Below are 19,407 nucleotides of genomic sequence, written 5' to 3'. Positions count from 1 at the left end.
GTTAAAAGTTTGTAAGATTTTTACTTAATACATCTATAACCCGGCCAGGCTTTATTACTTGCTCCACCTGTGAATATCCCCTCTTTTGGTAAAAAGGCTTCTCCCCTTCAGTCCATAAATAGATCTGATCAATTCCAAATGATCTTGCTTTTTGTTCAACTAATTCAAGAACTAAAGTGCCGACTCCACTTCCTCTTAGATCTTCCCTAACCACAAATGCTGCTACCCAAGGTTTGTACTTACGAAGCTCTTCAAAATCATCAAAGTCACAAATTGCTATTGATGCAACAACCTCATCCACTCCTTGGTTGTTAACAATGGCCAAGAAAAGTAATTCTTGATCTAAACCATTTAAATCCCACTTATCGTAATTTGAGGTTAAAGTTTTATTATAAAAATCTTTCCAGTCTTGAGCTGAAAATTCCTCTTTACCTTGACCCCACAACTTAAGACTCCATTCAAGTGGTGCACTTGCAAGGTGCGGGACTTCGGAGACTGGCTTAAGTCTTATTTCACTTTCCAATTAAATCGCCACACATTTGCTCAAACATCACTGTATGTGAATCAACATCTTCATAAGTAGTGTCAGGTGAAATCAGTGCCATATTATGAAATGGCGTAATTAAAAAACCTTCATTTAACATACGTAAATGTATGTACTGTTCTAGTTCAAAATCACCAGCATCAGCAGCCTCACGCCCATCTATTGGTGCTTTTTCACTAAACATATATTCAGCCCGCGCTCCTAGGCGGTTTACTGTCCAAGGTAGCTCATATTTATTAATAACTTTTTCAACCCCATCAGCCCAACGATTACCTAGTTTTATCATTTGATCAAAATTTTCTTTCGTTAAAACTTTAGTCAAAGTTGCCTTCATTGCAGCTAATGAAAGTACGTTTGCAGCAAGAGTGCCGCCAATACCACCAGTATCAATTACCTCAAGATCTACTAGCTTTTTAATTGAATCTGCAACACTTGAAGTCATACCAAAAGCACCGGTTGGGAATCCGCCCCCGATTGCTTTTCCAATCGTTAAAAAATCAGGTGAAAGTGATAATTGCGCAGTCATACCACCGGGCCCTACTGAAATAGTATGAGTTTCATCAATTATTAGTAAGGCGCCAAACTCTTTTGCTAATTTCTCTACTCCAGCTAAGTAATTATCTTTTGGTAAGACAATTCCAACATTTGTCATAGCCGGCTCCATCAATATGGCAGCCACATCATTATTTGTTAAGGCCTTTTTCATTGCAGGCAGATTATTAAATGCCACAACACGAGTAGTGACGTCTAAATCAACAGGTGCGCCAATATTGCCCTCTCTAGCAACTGTCTTTCCTTTTGAATCTAGAGTGGCAAAGCTTTCATCAACACTTCCGTGGTAGCAGCGATCAATCACAATAACTTTAGCTTTTCCAGTTATTAACCTGGCATACCTAATTGCATGACGATTAGCGTCCGTCGCTGAAACAGTAAATTGCCAAAACGGTAAACTAAATCTCTTTGCCAACTCCTCAGAGACGGCGGATGCATCTTTACTTGGCAACATAGTCGACATCCCACGACCAACCTGCTCTCTAATTGCAGTTGCAATTGCATCTGGTGAATGACCGGTCATAGATCCGGTATCTCCTAAACAAAAATCAACATAGGTATTGCCATCTACATCAATAAAACTTGATCCCTTTGCCTCTTCAACAAATACTGGATACGCCCCTGGCCACTTAGACATCCAAGACATTGGTACACCAGCTGGCATTGATTGCCTTGCTTTAGCAAAGAATTCACCACTTTTTGGATGCAGCAATAGAAATCTTTCATCTTCTATCTTGCGCAATTTTGCTAAATGATCTCGATCAACTACTGCCACTTTATCTCCTTAAAAACTCGATCTAATCTGCCAAAGATCTGGAAAAACTGGTTTAGATAATGTGCCACTTAAGTAACCAACTCCGCTTGATCCACCAGTTCCAATTTTTTGGCCAATTGTTCGCTCAACCATTTTCACATGACGATATCGCCACTCTTGTAATCCTTCATCGATATCAACTAATCGCTCACAAACAATAGATGTCTCTGGATCATTTCGATGTAGTGTAAGTAAAACATCCTGGACTGCTTTGTTTTCAATATAAGCCTGGGACTTATCGCGCTTTAATACCTCATCTGGCATTTGATGCCCGCGTTTTGTTAAAAAGATCAGTGCTGAGTCCCATAGTGAATTACTTTTAGTTAATTCAGCTATCTCTTGCTGCACATTTGGCGGCAAATGTGATGCCATTTTACTGTCCCGCCTGCCTAATAAAGCCTCTACTTTTCTAAATTGTGCAGATTGAAAACCACTTGATGAGGATAAGTATGAGCGGAATGCATTAAATTGCAATGGAGTCATCGTCTCTAAAATATCTATTTGGGCAACACAAACTTTCAAAATAGTTCTGATCCGCCCAAGTAAAGATAATGAGTAGTAAGTATCACCAGACTCTAAGGCTTTTTGTGCCTGTTTAAACTCATGAATTAATTGTTTAAACCATAATTCATATGTTTGATGGATGATAATAAACAGCATCTCATCATGCTCTGGTCCATCTGATATTGGTTTTTGTAGTTTAAGTAATTCATCTATACCCAGATATGAGTTATAGGTTAGGGCAGAATCAAAGTTCTCACTCATGTTACTCGAGAACCACTCGCTGCTACCTCTTTGTATTTACCACTTTCCACTAGCTCCTTCATACGTAAAAATCCATCCCAAACTTCGGTATAAGAAGTTGTCAGAGGTGAAATTGCAACCCTAATTGAGTTTGGTGTTCGGTAATCTGGAATTACATTTGCTATCTCTCTAAGAGCCACACAAATCTTGGCTGCATCAGGGTGAACTAATGAGATATGCCCACCTCTTTGTTTTGCATCTCTTGGTGTATTTAAAACAAAACCTAATGGTTTAAGCCAAGCATCAAATAATGAAATCATTAAATCGGTCCCTATGCCAGCTTTTTCTGCAATACTTTTAATTCCAGCCTCTTTAATCATTTCAAATGCACTCTGCACACAACGTATTCCCATAAGGGATGGACTAGCTATTTGGAAGCCACGAATACTTTCAGTGCGTTTAAACTCTGAACCCATTTCAAACTGATCCTCCTGCGCAAACCAACCTTGAATAGGTACCTGTAATTGATTTTGAATACGTTTTGAAACATAAAGCCATGCGGGTGAACCAGGACCTGAGTTTCCGTACTTGTATGTACATCCCACGCATAGGTCAACACCATTTGCATCTAAATCTAATTCAATTGCGCCAACTGCATGGCTAGCATCCCAAACTACTAATCCGCCAATTTTTCTCACCTGATCTGTAATTGCTTTAATATCACTTCTTGCTCCAGATCGATATTGAATAACTTCAAGTGTTACCAGTGCAACATCCTCATTTAAATAAGGAGCTAGCACATCAGTTGTAATTCGCTCATGCTCTGCAATTTTTGGATTTTCATTATCAATAATTACTAACTTCAAATCAAACTGGGTTGCGATTCCTTCTAGAATATATCGATCGGTAGGAAAATTTGCCTTATCTGTAATAATTGTTTTTCGATCCGGACGTGCCTTAATTGCTGCTAGACACAGTTGATAAAAATTAACCGATGTTGTATCACAAACTAGGATCTGCCCAGCAGCTGCGCCTAATGCTGCAGCCCCAAGTAAATCACCGGTTGGTTGGGCTTCATCTACCCAATGACTCCACCCAGTCACTACTTCTGGTCCCCACTCATTTGTTAAAAAATTTGAAATACTCTCGATAGTTTTTTTAGGCAATCTACCAAGTGAATTACCATCTAAATAACATAAATCTGGATCAGTAATTACGAATTGGGATTTATATTTTGCAAGCGGGTCTTTTGCATCTAGTGAGAGTGCATAATCTCGATCAGTTGCTTTCATTACCACTGCCCCACTCTTACTCCCTAGTGATTACTACATAAGAGTATTCCAGAGGTAATAGAAATGAAAGCCCGTCTAACATAACCTCAAATTAAGCGGTTTTAACTATTTTGAGTATGATAATTTAATGCAAGATGCACTTACAATTTCAGCACTCACCTTTGGTACTCAAGCCTTTGTAACATTATTTGTTATTTTAGATCCACCGGGAGCGGCTCCAATTTTCTTAAGTTTGGCATCTGGAAAATCAATCAAAGTTCAACGCAGATTGGCATGGCAGGCAGCTACCGTCTCACTTTTTGTAATTGTTACTTTTGCATTATTTGGTAACGCACTTTTAGGTTATTTAAATATCTCACTACCTGCACTACAGGGAGCAGGTGGCATACTGCTTTTAATTACTGGACTTGGCCTACTTACTGGCTCAATTACCGACAGTGACTCTGCTGCTTCTCAAAATATTGCACTCGTTCCACTTGGTACACCACTACTTGCAGGCCCTGGCGCAATTGTGACCACAATGTTGTATGTACAAAAGGCGGATGGAAATGAACAGTTAGGGGCGCTAGCAATTGCAATTGTGGCAGTTCACTTAATTATTGGCATTACCTTTATGTTCTCAACCAAAATCCTTTCCGTAATTAAGGATTCTGGCGTCACACTTCTTGCACGCATTGCTGGCTTACTTCTATCAGCAATTGCAGTAGAGATGATAGTTAGCGCTATAAAGGCTTTCTTTAATATTGGCTAAATAAGCCAAACTGTCACCTCTAACAACTATCTTCAACCTATGCTTTCACCTATGGCTTTAGGTACTACCTCCTTATCTCAGGCAACATTTGTAGTTGTAGATTTGGAGACTACTGGTGCGTCCCCTAATAAAGGTGCAGCTATTACTGAGATTGGCGCAGTTAAAGTTAGAAGTGGTGAATATCTTGGAAACTTTGAATCATTTGTAAACCCACTCTCACCAATTCCAGATTACATAACTCAGATGACTGGCATTACTGACTTAATGTTGGCAAAAGCTCCAGTAATTGATGAGATTTTGCCAGCATTTCTTGAATTTGCTGGTAAACATAATGAAGTGATAATTGTTGCTCATAACGCACCATTTGATTTAAGTTTTCTTAAAAGCGCTGCTAAGGAATTAGACATTATGTGGCCAAAATATAAAACACTAGATACGGTAACTATTGCCCGACAGGTGCTAACTAAGGAGAAAGTACCAAACTGTAAACTTCAAACACTGGCTCAGTACTTTGGCACTACGACGCAACCTAACCATCGGGCATTAGATGATGCAAAAGCAACTACTGAAATTCTCCATGGATTACTTGAACGTTTAGGATCTTTTGATGTTAATACCGTGGATGCCTTAATGGAGTTTGCAAAAACTGCTGCGCATATCCAGCGACAAAATTATTGGGGATTAAGCTCTATCTAGCTGAGACAATCTCATTTGTAAGTTCGCCCCACTTCTTCACTACCGATAATGCAGCCCCTGAATCGATCGCCTTATTTGCTAATACAAAACCATTTGCAATCTGGGTTTGTAGTGGCAAATTAAAATCAGCCTTAAAAGCAGCAATTGCAAAGGCAGCATTTAGAGTGACTGCATCTCGCATTGGTCCCTTAAGTCCTGAAAAGATTTTCATAGTCATATCAGCATTGTATTTTGCAACTCCCCCTACTAAATCAGAGACTGAGCTTGAGGTTATTCCTAAATCTGCTGGATTAAATTCAGACTGAGTTAACTTGCCATCATTTATTTGAATAACTTGGGTGGTAGTAGATAGTGAAACCTCATCTAAACCATCATCGCCACGAAAAACAAAACCCTCTTTACCTTGTTCAAGTAATACCTGCGACATTAATGGCAGTAACTCCGCTCTTGCTACCCCAATAGCGCAGGCGATTGCATTGGCTGGATTTGCTAACGGTCCTAAAATATTAAAAATTGTTGGTGTGCCAAGTTCTTTGCGCGCAGCTGCGGCATACTTCATTGATGAATGAAATATGGGCGCAAAACAAAAGCCAATCCCGATCTTGTGAACAGTTTGCTCAACCTCACTGCCAGTTAAATCAATCTTTATGCCCAATGCCTCTAATAGATCAGCAGCTCCAGATTTAGAGCTGGCCGCGCGATTGCCATGCTTAACCACTCGAGCACCAGCTGCGTTTGTAATTATTGCGGCAGTAGTTGAAATATTTATTGTATTAGCACCATCTCCACCGGTACCAACCGTGTCAACTGCCCGCTCGGTAATATTTATTGGGGCGCAATAGGAATACATTTGTGAGACAAGGGCCTGAACTTCTTTAGCACTCTCACCTTTTGCTTTAAGGCCAAGTAAAAATTGCTTTATCTGATCATTACTAGCTTTGCCCTCTAAAATTTGCCCCATCGCCCAAGTAATCTGATCTGAAGATAAATCCTCTGACGCAGATAGTGAGTTAAAAATTAAATCCCAAGCCATCTATTACTACTTACTAATTTGCGAGCGCAGAGTCAGACTTAAGTAGCGCAGCACACTTTGCCGCAATATTAAATGGATCAATTGGATGAGTCACAGTGGCCTCAGCTTTTGACCAAGCTGCTAACCAATTATCTTGTTCACGGCCTGTAATTAATAAAACTGGTGGACAATTAAATACCTCATCTTTTAATTGCCGCGCAACTCCCATGCCACCTTCTGGAACTGCCTCAGCATCTAATACAAAAAGATCAACCTGTTTTTTGTTATCAACGTAAAGGCGCAGAGCAGGGGCTGTGGCAAACTCTTTAATCTCATGCTCTGGCAAACTTTGATCTAGGCGTTTACCTAATGCTGCGATAACTGATGCTCGAACGGTTGAATCATCGGAATAAAGGGCTATTACTAACTTTTCCATGGCTTAATCCTACCTACCCAGTTAGATCAGTAATTTTGCTGTGATTTAAGGCCTGGGTGATCAGTTTCACCAAATCATAGGGCTGCTAGCACTGCTGAAAATGAGGCATTGCCTATCTATTTCGGGAATAATCATCCCTGTGACTACATATGCCCAGGCTCCAGTTAAGACTAACCGTCCTAACCTTGTAGCAGTTGGCACCATTGTTTGGTTGGCATCTGAATTAATGTTTTTTGCCGCTCTCTTTGCAATGTATTTCACAACTAGAGCAGTTCAAGGGCCGAAGGTATGGGCTGAATCTGCTGGGATGTTAAATATTCCATTTTCAGCAACTAATACCACCGTTTTAGTGCTCTCCTCTGTTACATGTCAGTACGGAGTATTTGCAGCCGAGCGCTTTCAAGCACGCAGATCAGGTAGCTTATGGCAATTTAGTAAATGGGGAATGCGCGAATGGTTTGCCTTAACTTTTTTGATGGGTGCATTTTTTATTGCCGGTCAAGTATATGAATATGCTGAATTAGTTCACGAAGGATTAACACTATCTTATAGTCCATATGGCTCAGTTTTTTATATGACTACTGGTTTTCACGGCCTGCATGTGACCGGTGGTTTAATTGCATTCTTAATTGTTTTAATTAGAGTATTTAGGGCGCAAAAATTTGGTCATAACCAAGCAACCACAGCAATTGTGGTCTCCTACTACTGGCACTTTGTAGATATTGTGTGGATCGCACTCTTCTCTGCCATCTACCTAATTAAATAACGATCATGAAATTTATCTCTAAATACCGTCGCCGCAAAGGCGCACTTCCAATATTAATTATGTTAGCACTCACTGGCTTAGGTTTAACATTTTCAGCAGCCACAGCTGCGCCAGCTAAAAACACAATGACCGCCTCTGCTAAATCCACGGTTATTGAAGAAGGTAAAGAGATATTTTTAAAGGGATGTTCTTCTTGTCATGGTTTAAATCTTGAAGGGGGCGCTGTTGCTCCTGCTTTAATTGGAGTTGGCGCTGCCTCTGTTGATTTTCAAGTTGGCACCGGACGCATGCCGATGCAGGATATGAGTCAACAAGCTGCGCGTAAGACTCCTGTTTATAATGAAGAGCAGGTTGCAGCCCTTGCTGCATATGTTGCATCCCTTGCTCCAGGTCCTCGTGCTTATACAAATGAGGAAATAACTTGGGAGCGAGATGGCAATACTGCTGAAGGTGGAGAGTTATTTAGAAATAACTGTGCGATGTGCCATAACTTTGCTGGCCAAGGTGGCGCTCTTTCACAAGGAAAATATGCTCCCACAGTAATGGGAGTAGAGGCAAAACATATTTATGAAGTAATGATTACTGGTCCACAATCAATGCCAGTTTTTTCTGACACAATTATTACACCAGAGGAAAAACTTTCAGTTATTAAATGGATTAAAGCAGCAGAGAATGAGCCAAACTTAGGTGGGGCCGCCCTTGGTCGAGTCGGACCAGTAACTGAAGGTTTATTAGTTTGGACATTTGGCCTTGGACTTTTAATTGGTATTGCTGTTTGGCTAACTGCAAAGGCAAGGTAGGAAATGTCTAAAGAATTAGAGCCGCTAGCAGATCCAGGTTTGCCAGAGCACGTCCACCGCAAAGCAGATATTGATCCAATCGCTGCCAAGCGTGCAGAGCGACAAGTTGCAGTCTTATTCGCACTCTCTGGTGCAGGGACTTTGTTATTTATCTATTCATTCTTCTTCATTAAAGATGACGTCTTTATTTTCTTACCAATTATGGGAAATACAAATGCCCATCAATTAGGTATTGGCATGGGCATGGCGCTCAGTCTTTTATTTATTGGCTTTGGCGCAGTTCACTGGGCAAAAACTTTAATGCCAGATCAAGAGGTAATTGCTTATCGTCATGAATTAAAATCAGCACCGGAAGACCGCAGCGAATTTGTTAAGACTGCTAAAGAGGGCGCTGAGCAAGCAGGACTAGGACGTCGCCCACTTATTAAAAGAAGTTTGGCAGCAGCAGTTGGTCTTGCTGGTTTACCTGCTGTAATTTTACTTCGAGACCTTGGACCACTTCCTGGTAACTCATTAAATGAAACAAATTGGAAGACTGGTACAAAATTAGTTACTGATCCAGGTGATCGCCCAATTAAAGCTAGTGATCTTGAAGTTGGCGGTGTTGCTCAAGTTATGCCAGCACTTCTAGCCGGTCAAAAGCGAACTCTTGAAGATATTGCCAAGGATGCAGTTTTATTAATTAGATTGCGTCCATCTGAGTTCCAATTAGATGCTGAGCGTTTATCTTGGACTCATGAAGGAATTATTGCCTTCTCAAAGATTTGCTCACATATGGGATGCGCCGTTGCTTTATATGAACAAACTACAAAACATTTACTTTGCCCATGTCATCAATCAACCTTTGATGTGACCCGGGCCGCAAAGGTTATCTTTGGTCCTTCGGCTCGACCTCTGCCACAATTGGCTATCACTGTTGATGCTGATGGATATTTAATTGCTAAACAACCATTTACAGAGGCAGTTGGCCCTAGCTTTTGGGAGAGAAAATCATGACCGCACGTGAGAGAGTTGCAGGAACTGTCGCTAATTATGTAGATGAGCGAACTGGCGCTGCTGCTTGGATGAAGAAAAATCTACAAAAGGTTTTTCCTGATCACTGGTCATTTATGTTAGGTGAGATAGCACTTTATTCATTTGTAATTTTATTACTCTCTGGAACCTTTTTAACCTTTTGGTTTGATCCTTCAATGCGTCATGTTGTATATGAAGGTAGTTATCAACCATTAAAAGATGTTGAGATGAGCGCTGCTTACGCCTCTGCTCTTCATATCTCCTTTGATGTTAGAGGCGGGCTATTAATGCGCCAAATACATCACTGGGCAGCTCTGATTTTTGCGGCTTCAATTGTGGTCCATCTGCTTAGAGTTTTCTTCACAGGTGCCTTCCGTAAGCCTCGTGAATTTAACTGGATTTTAGGTATTGCATTACTTACTCTTGCAATTGTTGAAGGCTTTCTTGGCTACTCACTTCCTGATGATCTTTTATCTGGAACTGGAGTAAGAATTGCCCATGCAATTATTCAATCCATTCCAGTAGTTGGTACATATTTATCTTTCTTCGTATTTGGCGGGGCGTTCCCAGGTGAAGTATTTATACCGCGAATTTATATTGTGCATGTGTTGTTACTGCCTGGAATTTTCTTAGCTTTAATTACAGTGCACTTAATGTTGGTTTGGTACCAGAAGCACACTCAGTATCCAGGACCAGGACGAACTGAGAAAAATGTTGTTGGTTATCCATTAATGCCTGTATATATGGCAAAAGCTGGTGGTTTCTTCTTTATCGTATTTGGTGTTACTGCATTCTTAGGAGCGGTTGCATCTATTAACCCAATCTGGCTCTATGGTCCCTACACACCAGGGCAGATCTCTGCCGGCTCGCAACCTGATTGGTATATGGGTTGGCTAGATGGTTTAGTCCGAATGGCGCCACCTATTGAAACTTATATTTTTGGATACACAATCTCTTGGAATATTTTGATTCCAGGTTTAATAGTTCCAGGAATTATTTTTACCGGTATGGCGCTCTACCCATTTATTGAAAGCTGGCTAAGTGGTGATAAGCGTGAGCACCATTTGCTTGATCGCCCAAGAAATGTGCCAAATAGAACCGCACTTGGCGTTATGTCTCTAACATTTATGGTTATTGCAATGATCAATGGTGGAAATGACATTATTGCCACCCATTTTGACTTAAGTATTAACCAAATTATGTGGTTCTCTCGGATTGGAATTATTGTCCTGCCACCGCTTGCCTTTGTGATTACCAAGCGTATTTGTTTATCACTACAGCGAGCAGATCGTGAACTAGTGCTGCATGGTAAAGAAACTGGACGATTAGTAATGCTTCCACATGGTGAGTTTGTAGAAATTCACGAAGAACTATCTGCTGAAAAGAAATTCACCCTTACCCAACATGAGCAGCCAAAGGCGATTGCACTTGTTAAAGAAGATGCGGGTGGTGTGCTAAATCCAAAGGGAATAAGAGCAAGACTACAAGCAAGATTTAGCGCAGCTAATGCTGAGAATATTGCAAAACCAACTGCTACTGAGGTTAAAGAGCTTGAGGGCGGGCACCACTAAGTTTTCTTAGTATGTATTACTAATACAGTTGCTGTGATGTTTGCTATTTCTATTAAATAAACCATAATGATGGTGTGAACTCCTCACTGTGGCAAGGTAAGCAAAATATCAATTATCGCAAACCAATTAGCAAGAATGATTCATTTGATGTAGTAATCATTGGAGCTGGCTTTAGTGGGCTTTGGAGTGCATTTCATTTAAAACAATTTCAACCTAATCTTAAGATCGCAATTTTGGAAAAGGAGTATGTTGGATTTGGAGCAAGCGGCCGAAATGGTGGATGGGCATCTGCTGAATATCCAACTTCAAGTAATAGATTAATCAAAGAGAATGGTTTAGAAAGCTACAAAAATCTGCGCACCGCTATAACTAAATCCATTGATGAGATTGGCGAGATCGCTAAATCAAATAATTGGCAGATTGATTATGCCAAAGGTGGGGCTTTAGTATTTGCAAGAGGTAACGCTCAACTAAGCAGGATCTCAAAGGAAATTGATGAGGAGCATCAATTATTAAATAAATCCCAAACTACCGATCTATTAAATATCCCTTCCGCTCTTGGCTCAGTCTTTACCCCACACTGCGCCGCACTAAATCCATTTAAATTAGTCAGAGCTCTAGCTGATCATCTAGAAAAACTCGGTGTAATGATCTATGAACAATCTAGTGTGAGTGAGATAAAAGATAAACAGGTTGAAGTAAATGGCTTTAATGTTAACTGCACATTTTCAATTAGAGCAACTGAGGCCTTTACGCCTAGAAAATGGATGGGAAATAGACAAATACCAATTTATTCCCTAATGGTTGCAACTGAGCAATTATCTAGTGAGGTGATAAAAGAAATACGAAATACCCAACGCGCTACTTTTCAAGAGGCTTGCCATTTAATTACCTACGCTCAAATTACAAGTGATAACAGATTAGCGCTCGGTGGGCGAGGTGTTCGCTATAAATTATTCTCCCGACTTTCAGAACGAAGTGAGATAGATAATCGAATGCACTCGGCGTTAGAAAGGCGCGCTAGATCTTGGTTTCCACAAATTGCTAATGCAAAGTTTGAGTATCGCTGGGGTGGCGCTGTAGCTCTAACGAGAAGGTGGCAGGCATATTTAAATTTTGATCAGGCCACTGGCCGTGCTGAAATTGGTGGCTATGTTGGTGATGGAGTGACACTTTCTTACTTAGTGGCAAAAACTTTGGCAGAAAAAATGAGTAATATAAAAACTGCAAACCTGCCATTTATTGATCAAGGAATTGGCAGATGGGAGCCAGAGCCAATTCGATACCTTGCAGTTAATGCTGGGTTTAAGGCTACTGTGCTTGCCGATTATGAAGAAAAAATTACTAAGAGACCAAGTTTACTTGCTGCAATTATTGATCCGCTAATTAATCGTTAATCTTTAGCTTTCGCAAATACCTTTTAACTTAACTAGAGTTTTGGCCATAGCTTTTGGAACCCACTCACCTGAATCACTTACCCACCATCTTGATAAAGCATTTCTGCCATCCCAAGTTTCAATAACTAATGTGGTACTTGGATCAATTTCTTGTAATTCATATCGCCAAACATTACGAAGTAGGTGTTGCCAAGCAATTTGATTACTATCTTTAAACTCAACTACCTGATTTGTTATCACATAAGGAATGCCAAGTTTCATTTTCATTCCAAATTTTGCCCCTAAATAAAGCTGTTCTGGTCCTTTGAACCTGCCTTTAACCATCCCTGAGCCATCCATTAAAGGATGATTACTTGGCCTGGATATGAAATCAAATATCTTTTTAGCAGGGACATTTATTTTAATTTGCGCTTTAAATAATAAAGGTGTTGAGGTATCAAGTATCTCAGCTCGCTCTGCCATAACTAGTGCACAGAGTTAGAAGGGCGTTCATACTGTAAAACAAGACCAATTATTGAAATTATCATCGCCCCCACGGCAATTAACACCAGCCACCAGCCAATTATTAATCCAGTACCAACTGCGCAAATTGATAATGCCAGCGGCAGAGGCCACCATGAATGAGGTGAAAAGAAACCAAGTTCACCAGCAGAATCTGCAATCTCACCTTGCACATTATCTTCAGGTAATAAATTTCCTAATCTTCGGTTAGTAAACCATAGATAAAATCCCACGATTATTGATAGCCCAGCACTTAATGAAATAGCGGTGATACCGACAGCTTCTCCACCAACTTGCCAATAAATAACTGCAAGGATTGCGTAAAAAATTGCAAGACCAACAAATAGCATCCAACCAGTTTTCATTAGTGATCTGCCTTTGCTGCCATATGTGGGTAGTGAAGATCAAATGCTGGTCGCTCACTTCTAATTCTTGGCATTGATTTAAAGTTGTGCCTTGGCGGTGGACATGAGGTTGCCCACTCAAGAGAGGAGCCATAACCCCAAGGATCATCAGTTGTGACTGAAGGTGTTGAGCGAGTAATCCAAATATTAATTGCAAATGGAATCATTGAAAGTGCAAGCAAGCCTGAACCAACAGTTGAAACCATATTCATAAATGTGAAGCCATCACTCGCTAGGTAATCAGCATAACGACGTGGGAAACCTTTAATTCCTAGCCAGTGCTGAATTAAAAATGTTATGTGGAAGCCAAAAAATAAGGTCCAGAAGTGAATTTTACCTAGAGTCTCATTTAGCATCTTGCCAGTCATCTTTGGCCACCAGAAGTAGAAACCAGCAAACATAGCAAAGACCACTGTTCCAAATAACACATAATGGAAGTGAGCAACTACGAAGTAGGAAGCAGAGACTGCGAAATCAAGTGGTGGTGAAGCCAAAATAATTCCAGTAATTCCACCAAATAAAAATGTTACTAAGAAACCTAGAACAAAAAGCATCGGGGTTTCAAAGGTAACTGATCCTCGCCACATCGTGCCGATCCAGTTAAAGAACTTAACGCCGGTAGGAACACCAATTAAAAATGTCATAAACGAGAAGAACGGCAAGAGCACTTGCCCACTTGCATACATATGGTGTGCCCAAACTGCGACAGATAAGGCAGCAATTGCAATAGTTGCTGCGATTAAGCCTTTATATCCAAAGATTGGTTTGCGAGAAAAGACTGGCAAGATTTCAGTTGCAATTCCAAAGAATGGCAGCGCCAAGATATAAACCTCAGGATGGCCGAAAAACCAAAACAAATGTTGCCAGAGCATAGCTCCGCCATTTGCTGGATCAAAGATATGAGAACCAAATAATCGATCAGATTCAAGTGCTAAAAACGCTGCTGCAAGTGGTGGGAATGCAATTAAAACTAAAATTGAAGTTAGCAATACGTTCCAACTAAATATTGACATTCTAAACATAGTCATACCAGGTGCTCGCATAGTTAAAATTGTGGTTACAAAGTTAACTCCGCCAAGGATTGTGCCAAGTCCACCAATTGCAAGACCAACTAACCAAAGATCTGCGCCAATACCTGGTGAGTATTCAACTCTGGAAAGTGGGGCGTAGGCAGTCCAACCAAAGGAGGCAGCACCTCCTGGTGTAATAAATCCGATAAATGCCATTGTTCCGCCAAATAAATACAACCAATAAGAGAGCATATTTAATCTTGGAAATGCCACATCTGCTGCACCAATTTGTAGAGGCATAATCACATTAGCAAAACCAACAAATAATGGTGTTGCAAACATTAACAACATAATAGTTCCATGCATTGTAAAGATTTGGTTGTACTGCTCATTACTTAAAAATTGCATTCCCGGACGAGCTAGTTCACCTCGGAGTAATAATGCAAGTAATCCAGCAATTAAAAACCAAGCAAATGAAGTAATTAAATATAAATAGCCGATTGTCTTGTGATCAGTTGAAGTAAGCCACTTAACAAGTAGTCTTCCTTTTGAAGTTGGCGCTGGTGCTGAAGCAGATGATGAGATAACTGGGCGCTGGGCGTAGGTGGTCATGAAATCACTGCTTTCTCTTCGGCTACCAAGGATTGAATATAACTCTCATACTCTGCTGGGGTTACTACTTTAACGTTAAATAACATCTGTGAGTGATTTCTTCCGCACAAAATATTACACCTACCCGGGAAGGTTCCTAATTTGGTTGCTGAGAATTCAAGTTGATTTGTTACTCCAGGTAAATTTTGCATTTGAATCATAAAAGCTGGTATCCAAAAGCCGTGAACTACATCATTTGCAGTTAATGTGAATCTTACATTTTCACCCAATGGTAAGTACAGCGTTGGTGGCTGCGCTGGAGTTCCAGTAACAGTGGCACTCTTGTAATCACCAGCATCTTTGTACTTAAACTGCCATGACCACTGGAAACCAACTACATCAATAAAGTGTGAGACCTGATTATCTGGTGAGATCTTTAAAATTCGAGATTCACGCTGAGCGGTGAAATAGAAAAGTACTGCCACGATAATAAAAGGTATGACGGTGTAAGCAATCTCTACCGGAATGTTGTACTGGGTTTGCTTTGGAAAGTTTTCATCTTTTTTACGATGAAAGAAAACTGGCCATAAAATTAAAATTAATGTAAATACTCCAACCACTGCAGCTGATATCCAAGCCCCTTGCCAGAGTGAGAGTGATTGATCATTTACGCTAGAAACTCCCTCTTCAAACCCAAGGCCAGATACTTCACCTGAGCAGCTAGTAAGTAAGAAGGTGGCGGCCGGCAAAGTTGAGATGAATTTAAAGTGAGCCTGGCGCATGGCTTAAGGATAACCTTCTGCCATTGAGTTGCTTTACATTCTTGGATAGGGGTATCAGGTGGTTCGCATCACAGGCGATTTCCAACAGGAAAGAGTGCTGCACCCTGCCGCCATTTCGCTACTTCCGCAGTTTTTTACTACCGGGTGGGCGGACCCAGCTAAATTAAATAATAGCTCGCGTCAGGTGAACATTCTATTAGAGCAGGTGCGCCAAAGTTTTGCTAAGGCATTAAATGTTAGAAGCGATGAGATTGAATTTTTAGGTGAACCTGACCTTGGCTTTCAGCTAGGTATCGCAGGTCTATTAAACGCTGAGAGTAAATTGTTTTATTCAAGTATTGATCGTCAAAAAGTTTTCGCAATAACAGCAAATGAAAAAAATAATGGCCGAACTGTTACTGAACTACCAGTAAATGGTGATGGCGTAATTAAAGAAAGTGAAATCGGATTAAGTGATCTTTTAATCTGGCAGGTTGCAAACGGGGAAACTGGAAATATCCAAAGTGCACCAAAAAGTGGCGCAAATATTTTTGCTGACTGCACAAGTAGTGGAGTTGATTTACTGCCTAATTTCAATTATCAAACTGCTTTATTTGATAGCCGCTCATGGGCGGGACCAGCCGGAGTTGGCATATTAGTTATTAAATCATCAGCTACTTGGCGCAATCCCCTACCCCATAATGATTTAAATCGAACTCCTAATACATACTCACTACCCCTATTACTAGCTAGTGCGGTAGCACTTGAGAATTACCTATCACAAACTGATATTCGATCTAAATTAAAAAATGAAATAATCGGTTTTATTAAAGAGCAGATCACCGATGTTGATATCGCATCTAGCGCTAATGGCCTTGGAAAGTTTCTTTCTCTTTCAATTAAAGGTGTTGAGGCAGATCGCTTATTACTTGATTTAGAGGATCTAGGCTTTGCAGTTGAATCAGGCTCAGCCTGTAAATCAGCTGATATGAAACCATCTCATGTATTAGCTGCAATGGGTAAACCAATTACTGGAAATATTAGATTAACGATTCATAAAGAGATTACATCTGAGATTGTTAAGCATTTCTGCCAAGCACTTAAAACTAGCGTTTCAAAACTACGTTCTAATTAACCCGCTAATTTCACATTCAGGTGAGGCATAACCTCATCAGTTGCAGCTTTGCCATAAGCAGTTTCAAATCTTGTTAAAAACTCATCTTTTGTAAAGCTGTACTCCTGAGTTCCAGTAGTTTCAATACAGTATGTGGCAAGCATCGAGCCAAGTTGAGCGCACCGCTCATGTCCAAGGCCCCAGGAAAGACCAGCAATAAATCCTGATCTAAAGTTATCGCCAACTCCAGTCGGATCTAGTTTTTCTTTTTCTTTTGGTACTCCCACATAAATGGTTTCTTTGCCATGCTCCTCTATTTGAGCACCCTTTGAACCTAATGTGACAACACGGACCTGCACGCGATCAAATAATTGTCGATCAGTCCAGCCAGTTTTTTGAATAGCAAGTGCTAACTCATACTCATTTAAAAATAAGTACTTAGCCCCATCAATTAGTTGGGCAATTTCTTTGCCATCCATCCGAGCCATTTGTTGTGATGGATCAGCTGCTACAGCGATCTTTAACTCTCTGGCCATTTGGGAGTAACGCATCATTGCTTCTGGGTCATCGGGCGAGATAACTAGTAAATCAAAATTGCCAGTTTTAGCAATTATCGGAGAAAGTTCAATATTTCTTGCCTCACTCATTGCTCCTGGAAAAAATGATGCGATCTGATTTAACTCAGTATCAGTGGTAACCATAAAAGTTGCAGTATGAAGTGTCTCTGAAACTAATACATGTGAGGTATCTACACCGTGCCGCTTTAACCAGGCTTCATAGTCAACCCAGTCACGACCAACTGCTGCAATTAATATTGGGTTAAGTCCAAGGGCGCCCATTCCAAATGAAATATTGGCACCGCACCCACCACGCCTAATTACAAGAGTATCTACTAAAAAGGAAAGAGAAACTTTTGCTAAAGATCCAGCAACTAGTGAATCGGTGAACTTGCCACCAAAACTCATGATGTGGTCGCCACCGACTGAGCCGGCAACTGCCACTCTCATTTTATTGATTTAGCTTTTAGTTAAATGAATCGCCACAAGCACAAGAGCCTCCGGCATTTGGATTATCAATTGTAAAACCTTGCTTTTCGATGGTGTCAGTAAAATCAATTGTGGCGCCCATTAGATATGGCGTACTCATCTTGTCGGTAACAACTCGAACCTTTGCTGCACCAAATTCAGTTACGGTGTCACCTTCTAAATTACGGTCATCAAAATAAAGTTGGTAACGAAGACCTGAACAACCACCAGGTTGAACAGCAACGCGAAGACTTAAATCATCACGTCCTTCTTGCTTTAATAGAGCAGAAACCTTTTCGGCTGCAACATCAGAAAGTGCAATTGAAGATGATGAAATTGCAGCATCGGTTTTAGTTGTTGACTCTGTGCTCATATTCACTCTTCTCCATTACTTTGCCTAGGCTCATAGGTTACTAGTTCCGGCCAGTGTTTTGAGCACCAAAACCTGTGAGCGTTTACACTCCCCTCATGGGAATAACTGATCTACTGCTGCAAAAAGGTGAGCGGGATCTAAATAGTGAGCGGGGCGTCTCCTGTGATGGTGAATTACCTGCCGCTAGTGATCCGCAGTTAGTAGAGCGGGCAAAAGCTGCAAGGGCTGCCCTTGGCAGTAAAGCGATGGTTTTAGGACATCACTATCAAAGGGATGAAGTAATTGCATTTGCTGATATTCGTGGTGACTCATTTAAGTTAGCACAAGCAGCAGCTGATAATTCAGAAGCAGAATTTATTTTCTTTTGCGGCGTTCACTTTATGGCAGAAAGCGCCGATATTTTAACCACACCAAATCAAAAGGTAATCCTGCCTGATTTATCTGCTGGTTGCTCAATGGCTGATATGGCAACGGCTTCACAGGTTAATGATTGCTGGCAGGTGTTAGGTAAGTTAGGGGTAGCAGCAAAAACTATTCCTATTACATATATGAACTCTTCCGCTGCCATTAAAGCTTTTACTGGTAAAAATAATGGCGCAGTTTGCACCTCATCTAATGCAGCTAGAGCTATGAAATGGGCATTTGAAAATGGTGAGAAGATTTTATTTCTGCCAGATCAACACTTAGGAAGAAACACAGCAGTTTTATCCCTTGGCCTGACACTTAATGATTGCGTTTTATGGAATCCGTGGAAACCAAATGGTGGCTTAACTGATGATCAAATTAAAAAATCTAAGGTAATTTTATGGAGAGGTCATTGCTCAGTACATGGGCGATTCTCTATTCAAAACATTAATGATGTTAGGCAACAAGTGCCCGGAATTAAGGTGTTGGTGCACCCAGAGTGCCAACATGAGGTGGTCTCAAATGCTGATGTCGTGGGAAGCACCGAGATGATTATTAAAACAGTTAGAGAATCAGCTCCTGGCTCAAAATGGGCAATCGGTACTGAGTTAAACCTTGTATCTCGATTAGCTAATGAGAATTTGGATAAGCAGGTAGTGTTCTTAGATAAAACTGTGTGTTACTGCTCAACAATGAACCGAATTGATCTACCCCATCTTGTTTGGGTTATGGAGTCACTTGTAAGTGGCCGCTTAGTCAATCAAATAAAGGTTGAAGCAGAGGTTGCTAAATATGCAAAAGTTGCATTAGAGCGAATGTTGGCTCTACCTTAAT

21 protein-coding genes are annotated in these 19,407 nt (G+C 40.6%); 9 read left to right on the top strand and 12 right to left on the bottom strand.

The window, feature by feature from the left end; genetic code table 11:
* Nucleotide 1: 1 nt before the first annotated feature.
* From B1sIIB91_RS02605 to B1sIIB91_RS02590, 4 genes are read right to left on the bottom strand one after another with little or no spacing between them, the layout of a single operon-like run.
* Nucleotides 2-523 carry a GNAT family N-acetyltransferase gene (locus B1sIIB91_RS02605; RefSeq protein ID WP_095688079.1) on the bottom strand — a complete coding sequence of 174 codons (522 nt, stop codon included), beginning with the start codon at nt 521-523 and terminating at the stop codon, nt 2-4.
* Nucleotides 513-1,871, bottom strand: a complete 1,359-nt coding sequence (locus B1sIIB91_RS02600; RefSeq protein ID WP_095688078.1) for a transaminase — start codon at nt 1,869-1,871, stop codon at nt 513-515. Before B1sIIB91_RS02600 ends, B1sIIB91_RS02605 begins: the two co-directional genes overlap by 11 nt.
* A 9-nt stretch (nt 1,872-1,880) precedes the next feature.
* Entirely contained in the window at nt 1,881-2,675 is a 795-nt protein-coding gene (locus B1sIIB91_RS02595; protein WP_095688077.1) for a tryptophan 2,3-dioxygenase, read from the bottom strand.
* Nucleotides 2,672-3,946 carry a kynureninase gene (locus B1sIIB91_RS02590; RefSeq protein ID WP_095688076.1) on the bottom strand — a complete coding sequence of 425 codons (1,275 nt, stop codon included), beginning with the start codon at nt 3,944-3,946 and terminating at the stop codon, nt 2,672-2,674. Before B1sIIB91_RS02590 ends, B1sIIB91_RS02595 begins: the two co-directional genes overlap by 4 nt.
* Before the next feature lie 127 nt (nt 3,947-4,073).
* Here B1sIIB91_RS02590 and B1sIIB91_RS02585 point away from each other — a divergent pair, with 127 nt between their 5' ends.
* Together B1sIIB91_RS02585 and B1sIIB91_RS02580 are read left to right on the top strand one after the other, a co-directional pair.
* Entirely contained in the window at nt 4,074-4,697 is a 624-nt protein-coding gene (locus tag B1sIIB91_RS02585) for a MarC family protein (protein ID WP_095688075.1), read from the top strand.
* Nucleotides 4,698-4,748: 51 nt separating this feature from the next.
* A complete protein-coding gene (locus B1sIIB91_RS02580; RefSeq protein WP_095688672.1) occupies nt 4,749-5,393 on the top strand; it encodes an exonuclease domain-containing protein in 645 nt (214 codons plus the stop codon).
* On the opposite strand, the gene trpD is transcribed toward B1sIIB91_RS02580, so the two are convergent.
* Both trpD and B1sIIB91_RS02570 read right to left on the bottom strand, forming a co-directional pair.
* Nucleotides 5,386-6,426, bottom strand: a complete 1,041-nt coding sequence (gene trpD / locus B1sIIB91_RS02575) for an anthranilate phosphoribosyltransferase (protein WP_095688074.1) — start codon at nt 6,424-6,426, stop codon at nt 5,386-5,388. The genes B1sIIB91_RS02580 and trpD overlap by 8 nt on opposite strands.
* 13 nt (nt 6,427-6,439) lie before the next feature.
* A complete protein-coding gene (locus B1sIIB91_RS02570) occupies nt 6,440-6,841 on the bottom strand; it encodes a response regulator transcription factor (protein ID WP_095688073.1) in 402 nt (133 codons plus the stop codon).
* Between the two features lie 139 nt (nt 6,842-6,980).
* Here B1sIIB91_RS02570 and ctaE point away from each other — a divergent pair, with 139 nt between their 5' ends.
* The 5 genes from ctaE (at nt 6,981) to B1sIIB91_RS02545 (ending at nt 12,389) form a co-directional block, all read left to right on the top strand.
* Nucleotides 6,981-7,607 (top strand): aa3-type cytochrome oxidase subunit III, encoded by a 627-nt coding sequence (gene ctaE, locus B1sIIB91_RS02565; protein WP_223298617.1) that lies wholly within the window; start codon nt 6,981-6,983, stop codon nt 7,605-7,607.
* Nucleotides 7,608-7,612: 5 nt separating this feature from the next.
* Nucleotides 7,613-8,407 carry a cytochrome bc1 complex diheme cytochrome c subunit gene (qcrC, locus tag B1sIIB91_RS02560; protein WP_095688071.1) on the top strand — a complete coding sequence of 265 codons (795 nt, stop codon included), beginning with the start codon at nt 7,613-7,615 and terminating at the stop codon, nt 8,405-8,407.
* Between the two features lie 3 nt (nt 8,408-8,410).
* A complete protein-coding gene (gene qcrA, locus B1sIIB91_RS02555) occupies nt 8,411-9,403 on the top strand; it encodes a cytochrome bc1 complex Rieske iron-sulfur subunit (protein WP_095688070.1) in 993 nt (330 codons plus the stop codon).
* Nucleotides 9,400-10,992, top strand: coding sequence for a cytochrome bc1 complex cytochrome b subunit (gene qcrB, locus B1sIIB91_RS02550; protein ID WP_095688069.1), 1,593 nt, complete (start codon nt 9,400-9,402; stop codon nt 10,990-10,992). Before qcrA ends, qcrB begins: the two co-directional genes overlap by 4 nt.
* A gap of 74 nt (nt 10,993-11,066) precedes the next feature.
* A complete protein-coding gene (locus tag B1sIIB91_RS02545; RefSeq protein WP_095688068.1) occupies nt 11,067-12,389 on the top strand; it encodes an NAD(P)/FAD-dependent oxidoreductase in 1,323 nt (440 codons plus the stop codon).
* 3 nt (nt 12,390-12,392) lie between these two features.
* Here the strand turns inward: B1sIIB91_RS02545 and B1sIIB91_RS02540 are convergent, their stop codons facing one another.
* Genes B1sIIB91_RS02540 through ctaC form a run of 4 tightly spaced genes read right to left on the bottom strand, consistent with a single transcriptional unit; the run spans nt 12,393 to nt 15,677 of the window.
* A complete protein-coding gene (locus B1sIIB91_RS02540; RefSeq protein ID WP_095688067.1) occupies nt 12,393-12,851 on the bottom strand; it encodes an SRPBCC family protein in 459 nt (152 codons plus the stop codon).
* Between the two features lie 2 nt (nt 12,852-12,853).
* On the bottom strand, nt 12,854-13,255 hold the full coding sequence (locus B1sIIB91_RS02535) for a cytochrome c oxidase subunit 4 (protein WP_095688066.1): 402 nt from the start codon (nt 13,253-13,255) through the stop codon (nt 12,854-12,856).
* The gene (ctaD, locus tag B1sIIB91_RS02530; protein ID WP_095688065.1) at nt 13,255-14,916 is read right to left on the bottom strand and encodes an aa3-type cytochrome oxidase subunit I; all 1,662 of its coding nucleotides are present in this window, start codon (nt 14,914-14,916) and stop codon (nt 13,255-13,257) included. Before ctaD ends, B1sIIB91_RS02535 begins: the two co-directional genes overlap by 1 nt.
* Entirely contained in the window at nt 14,913-15,677 is a 765-nt protein-coding gene (gene ctaC / locus B1sIIB91_RS02525; protein ID WP_095688064.1) for an aa3-type cytochrome oxidase subunit II, read from the bottom strand. Before ctaC ends, ctaD begins: the two co-directional genes overlap by 4 nt.
* Nucleotides 15,678-15,735: 58 nt before the next feature.
* Between ctaC and B1sIIB91_RS02520 the strand changes: the two genes are divergently transcribed.
* Nucleotides 15,736-16,791: an aminotransferase class V-fold PLP-dependent enzyme gene (locus B1sIIB91_RS02520; protein WP_095688063.1), complete on the top strand. Its 1,056-nt coding sequence runs from the start codon at nt 15,736-15,738 to the stop codon at nt 16,789-16,791.
* On the opposite strand, the gene B1sIIB91_RS02515 is transcribed toward B1sIIB91_RS02520, so the two are convergent.
* Together B1sIIB91_RS02515 and B1sIIB91_RS02510 are read right to left on the bottom strand one after the other, a co-directional pair.
* Complete coding sequence (locus B1sIIB91_RS02515; protein ID WP_095688062.1) at nt 16,788-17,777, bottom strand: carbohydrate kinase family protein; 990 nt, start codon at nt 17,775-17,777, stop codon at nt 16,788-16,790. The genes B1sIIB91_RS02520 and B1sIIB91_RS02515 overlap by 4 nt on opposite strands.
* A 16-nt stretch (nt 17,778-17,793) precedes the next feature.
* A complete protein-coding gene (locus tag B1sIIB91_RS02510) occupies nt 17,794-18,168 on the bottom strand; it encodes a HesB/IscA family protein (RefSeq protein ID WP_095688061.1) in 375 nt (124 codons plus the stop codon).
* Nucleotides 18,169-18,263: 95 nt separating this feature from the next.
* Between B1sIIB91_RS02510 and nadA the strand changes: the two genes are divergently transcribed.
* Nucleotides 18,264-19,406 carry a quinolinate synthase NadA gene (gene nadA, locus B1sIIB91_RS02505; protein WP_095688060.1) on the top strand — a complete coding sequence of 381 codons (1,143 nt, stop codon included), beginning with the start codon at nt 18,264-18,266 and terminating at the stop codon, nt 19,404-19,406.
* The last annotated feature ends 1 nt before the right edge of the window (nt 19,407 follow it).

The organism is Candidatus Nanopelagicus abundans (assembly GCF_002288305.1).
Lineage (GTDB): Bacteria > Actinomycetota > Actinomycetes > Nanopelagicales > Nanopelagicaceae > Nanopelagicus > Nanopelagicus abundans.
This window is presented reverse-complemented; position numbering and strand designations above follow the sequence as displayed.

Bases quoted from the DNA above. Each gene is read 5' to 3' on its own strand.
- B1sIIB91_RS02595 (WP_095688077.1), bottom strand. From the start codon at position 2,675: ATGAGTGAGAACTTTGATTCTGCCCTAACCTATAACTCATATCTGGGT.
- B1sIIB91_RS02590 (WP_095688076.1), bottom strand. From the start codon at position 3,946: ATGAAAGCAACTGATCGAGATTATGCACTCTCACTAGATGCAAAAGAC.
- B1sIIB91_RS02585 (WP_095688075.1), top strand. From the start codon at position 4,074: ATGCAAGATGCACTTACAATTTCAGCACTCACCTTTGGTACTCAAGCC.
- B1sIIB91_RS02580 (WP_095688672.1), top strand. From the start codon at position 4,749: ATGGCTTTAGGTACTACCTCCTTATCTCAGGCAACATTTGTAGTTGTA.
- trpD (WP_095688074.1), bottom strand. From the start codon at position 6,426: ATGGCTTGGGATTTAATTTTTAACTCACTATCTGCGTCAGAGGATTTA.
- B1sIIB91_RS02570 (WP_095688073.1), bottom strand. From the start codon at position 6,841: ATGGAAAAGTTAGTAATAGCCCTTTATTCCGATGATTCAACCGTTCGA.
- qcrC (WP_095688071.1), top strand. From the start codon at position 7,613: ATGAAATTTATCTCTAAATACCGTCGCCGCAAAGGCGCACTTCCAATA.
- qcrA (WP_095688070.1), top strand. From the start codon at position 8,411: ATGTCTAAAGAATTAGAGCCGCTAGCAGATCCAGGTTTGCCAGAGCAC.
- qcrB (WP_095688069.1), top strand. From the start codon at position 9,400: ATGACCGCACGTGAGAGAGTTGCAGGAACTGTCGCTAATTATGTAGAT.
- B1sIIB91_RS02540 (WP_095688067.1), bottom strand. From the start codon at position 12,851: ATGGCAGAGCGAGCTGAGATACTTGATACCTCAACACCTTTATTATTT.
- B1sIIB91_RS02535 (WP_095688066.1), bottom strand. From the start codon at position 13,255: ATGAAAACTGGTTGGATGCTATTTGTTGGTCTTGCAATTTTTTACGCA.
- ctaD (WP_095688065.1), bottom strand. From the start codon at position 14,916: ATGACCACCTACGCCCAGCGCCCAGTTATCTCATCATCTGCTTCAGCA.
- ctaC (WP_095688064.1), bottom strand. From the start codon at position 15,677: ATGCGCCAGGCTCACTTTAAATTCATCTCAACTTTGCCGGCCGCCACC.
- B1sIIB91_RS02515 (WP_095688062.1), bottom strand. From the start codon at position 17,777: ATGAGAGTGGCAGTTGCCGGCTCAGTCGGTGGCGACCACATCATGAGT.
- B1sIIB91_RS02510 (WP_095688061.1), bottom strand. From the start codon at position 18,168: ATGAGCACAGAGTCAACAACTAAAACCGATGCTGCAATTTCATCATCT.
- nadA (WP_095688060.1), top strand. From the start codon at position 18,264: ATGGGAATAACTGATCTACTGCTGCAAAAAGGTGAGCGGGATCTAAAT.